The 2,579-nt window shown below is 68.6% G+C and carries 4 protein-coding genes; 2 read left to right on the top strand and 2 right to left on the bottom strand.

Annotation, left to right across the window (positions count from 1 at the left end; all coding sequences use genetic code 11):
* On the top strand, positions 1–470 hold a 470-nt coding region (locus tag V7Z54_RS08580; protein WP_334135853.1), incomplete at its 5' end, for a DUF3387 domain-containing protein.
* 93 nt (positions 471–563) lie between these two features.
* Here V7Z54_RS08580 and ispH read toward each other — a convergent pair.
* Both ispH and V7Z54_RS08570 read right to left on the bottom strand, forming a co-directional pair.
* Entirely contained in the window at positions 564–1,532 is a 969-nt protein-coding gene (ispH, locus tag V7Z54_RS08575) for a 4-hydroxy-3-methylbut-2-enyl diphosphate reductase (protein WP_334135851.1), read from the bottom strand.
* Positions 1,532–1,978, bottom strand: coding sequence for an FKBP-type peptidyl-prolyl cis-trans isomerase (locus tag V7Z54_RS08570; protein ID WP_334135849.1), 447 nt, complete (start codon positions 1,976–1,978; stop codon positions 1,532–1,534). The genes ispH and V7Z54_RS08570 overlap by 1 nt, the downstream gene beginning before the upstream one ends.
* A gap of 74 nt (positions 1,979–2,052) precedes the next feature.
* Here V7Z54_RS08570 and radC point away from each other — a divergent pair.
* Positions 2,053–2,579, top strand: a 527-nt coding sequence (gene radC / locus V7Z54_RS08565) for a RadC family protein (RefSeq protein WP_334135848.1), incomplete at its 3' end; no start/stop codon positions are given.

The following is a 2,579-nucleotide window of genomic DNA, read 5'->3' as shown; positions in this document are numbered from 1 at the left end:
TTCGCTCACGCAGCAAGGCCAACGTGGTGCAGTCCCGCGCGTTTTCGGAGCGGCTGGAGGAGGCAGTCGCGCGCTACCACGCCAATGCCATCACCACCGCCGAGGTGCTGCAGACACTGATCGAACTGGCGCGTGATGTGCGCGCGGCGCGCAGCCGTGGGGAGGAAGAAGGCCTGTCCGATGACGAGGTGGCTTTCTATGATGCCCTGGCGGAAAACGAATCGGCCGTGCAGGTGATGGGCGACGCCAAGCTGCGGGTGATCGCCCATGAACTGCTCATACGGCTGCGCGAGAACGTGACCGTGGACTGGGCGCACCGCGAGTCCGCCCGGGCCCGGCTGCGGGTGCTGGTCAAGCGCATCCTGCGCAAGCACGGCTACCCACCGGATTTGGAGAGTGCCGCCGTACAAACCGTGCTGGCGCAAGCCGAGGCCCTGTCGGCCTTGTGGGCTGGCGCCCTTGCCGCCTGACCCATGACCGACTCATAAACCACACTCGCGTCCTGACCCAGCAACAGCATGGGGCAGGCCACCCTAGCGATAGGCCCAGACCACTGCGGGCGGCTAGGGCATACCCCGCGCCTGACCTGCCATCCCTTTGAGGCCCTTGGGCAACGGAAAGCGCATGGTCTCCACCGGCCCAGCCATACGACGCACGGCGGTCGCGCCCAGCCCCTTGAGGCGCTGCACCACGCCCTGCACCAGGGCCTCAGGGGCCGAGGCACCCGCCGTCACGCCCACGCGCGGCGCCTGGGCAAACCACTCGTCGCGCAGCTGCGAGGCGTCTTCCACCATGTAGGCGGGCACGCCCAGGCGCTCGGCCAGCTCGCGCAGCCGGTTGGTGTTGGAGCTGCTGGGGCTGCCCACGACGACAACCACGTCCACCTGCCGCGCCAGTGCCTTGACCGCATCTTGCCGGTTTTGTGTGGCGTAGCAAATGTCTTGCTGCTTCGGTTCACGCAACCCGGGAAAGCGGGCACGCAGCGCGGCCAAAATCTCGGCTGTGTCGTCTACGCTGAGCGTGGTTTGGGTCACGACGGCCAGCCGCTCAGTCTGCGACGGCCGCACATGTGCGACGTCGTCAAGCGTCTGCACCAGATGAATGCCGTCGTCCACCTGGCCCATCGTGCCCTCGACCTCGGGGTGACCCGCGTGGCCGATCAGGATGAACTCATAGCCCTCGCGGCGCAGTTTGGCCACCTCGACATGCACCTTGGTCACCAGCGGGCAGGTGGCATCGAAGATGCGAAAGCCGCGCCGCTGGGCTTCTTGCTGCACGGCGCGGCTGACCCCGTGGGCGCTGAACACCAGCACCGCCCCCGGCGGCACCTCGGCCAGATCTTCGACGAATACCGCACCGCGCGCGCGCAGGCCCTCGACAACATGGCGGTTGTGCACGATCTCGTGCCGGACATAGACCGGCGTGCCAAACTTGGCCAGCGCGCGCTCGACGATCTCGATGGCGCGATCCACGCCCGCGCAGAAGCCGCGCGGCTCGGCCAGTAGCACCTCCCGAACGGCAGCAGCAGTCATCACAGGATCCCGATGATGTGGACGTCAAACCGCACGGGCTGACCGGCCAGCGGGTGGTTGAAGTCAAACAGCACGGCGCCGTCGGCGCGCACCTCGCGCACCACGCCCGCATAATGCCCCTGCCCGTCGGGGGTGGGAAACTGCACCACGTCACCCACCGCATAGCCCTGCGGCGGCGCCCCCAACTCATCCAACAAGCGGCGCGCCACCCACTGCAGCAGCTCGGCCCGGCGCGGCCCAAAGGCTTCCCCCTCGGGCAGATCAAACGCGGCGCAGGCCCCCTCGGCCAGACCCAGCAGGCGCTGCTCCAGCGCGGGCGACAGTTCGCCCGTGCCCAGCGACAGCGTGGCCGGTTGCGCGGCGAAGGTGTCGATGAACGGCGTACCGTCGGCGGCGCACAGGCGGTAGTGCAGGGTCAGAAACGATCCGGGTTCGACGACGGGCATGGCACGGCGACCGCGCAGCGGCCTTGGATGAAAATTAGGATTGTAGAAAAACCCGTTACTGCAGGGAGATGACCATGGTGCGCGAATTGCCACCCGAGGCCCGACCGCGCGAGAAGCTGCTGGCGCGCGGCCCCCAAGCCTTGGCCGACGCCGAGCTGCTGGCGCTGCTGCTGCGCACCGGCACCGCCGAGCAGCCCGTTCTGGCACTGGCCCAGAGCCTGCTGCAACGCTTCGGTGGCTTGAGCGGCCTGCTGCAGGCCACGCCGGCGGCGCTGGCCCCGGTCAAGGGCCTGGGGCCAGCCAAGCGAGCCGAGCTGCTGGCCGTCACCGAGATGGTGCGCCGCGCGCTGGCCGAGCGGCTGCGCGAGCGCCCAGTGCTCGATTCGCCGCAGGCGGTGGCCGATGTGCTGCGCTTGCAGATCGCGCACCGCCCGCACGAAGTGTTTGCCGTGCTGTTTCTGGACAACCAGCACCGTCTGATCGCTCTGGAGGAACTGTTTCGTGGCACGCTGGACCAGACGAGCGTCTACCCGCGCGAGGTGGCGCTGCGCGCCCTGCATCACCACGCGGCTGCGGTCATCCTGGCGCACAACCACCCCAG

Source organism: Tepidimonas sp. (genome assembly GCF_036824975.1).
Taxonomy (GTDB): domain Bacteria; phylum Pseudomonadota; class Gammaproteobacteria; order Burkholderiales; family Burkholderiaceae_C; genus Tepidimonas.
The sequence above is the reverse complement of the archived record's forward strand: the minus strand, read 5'-3'. Positions and strand labels throughout refer to the sequence as shown.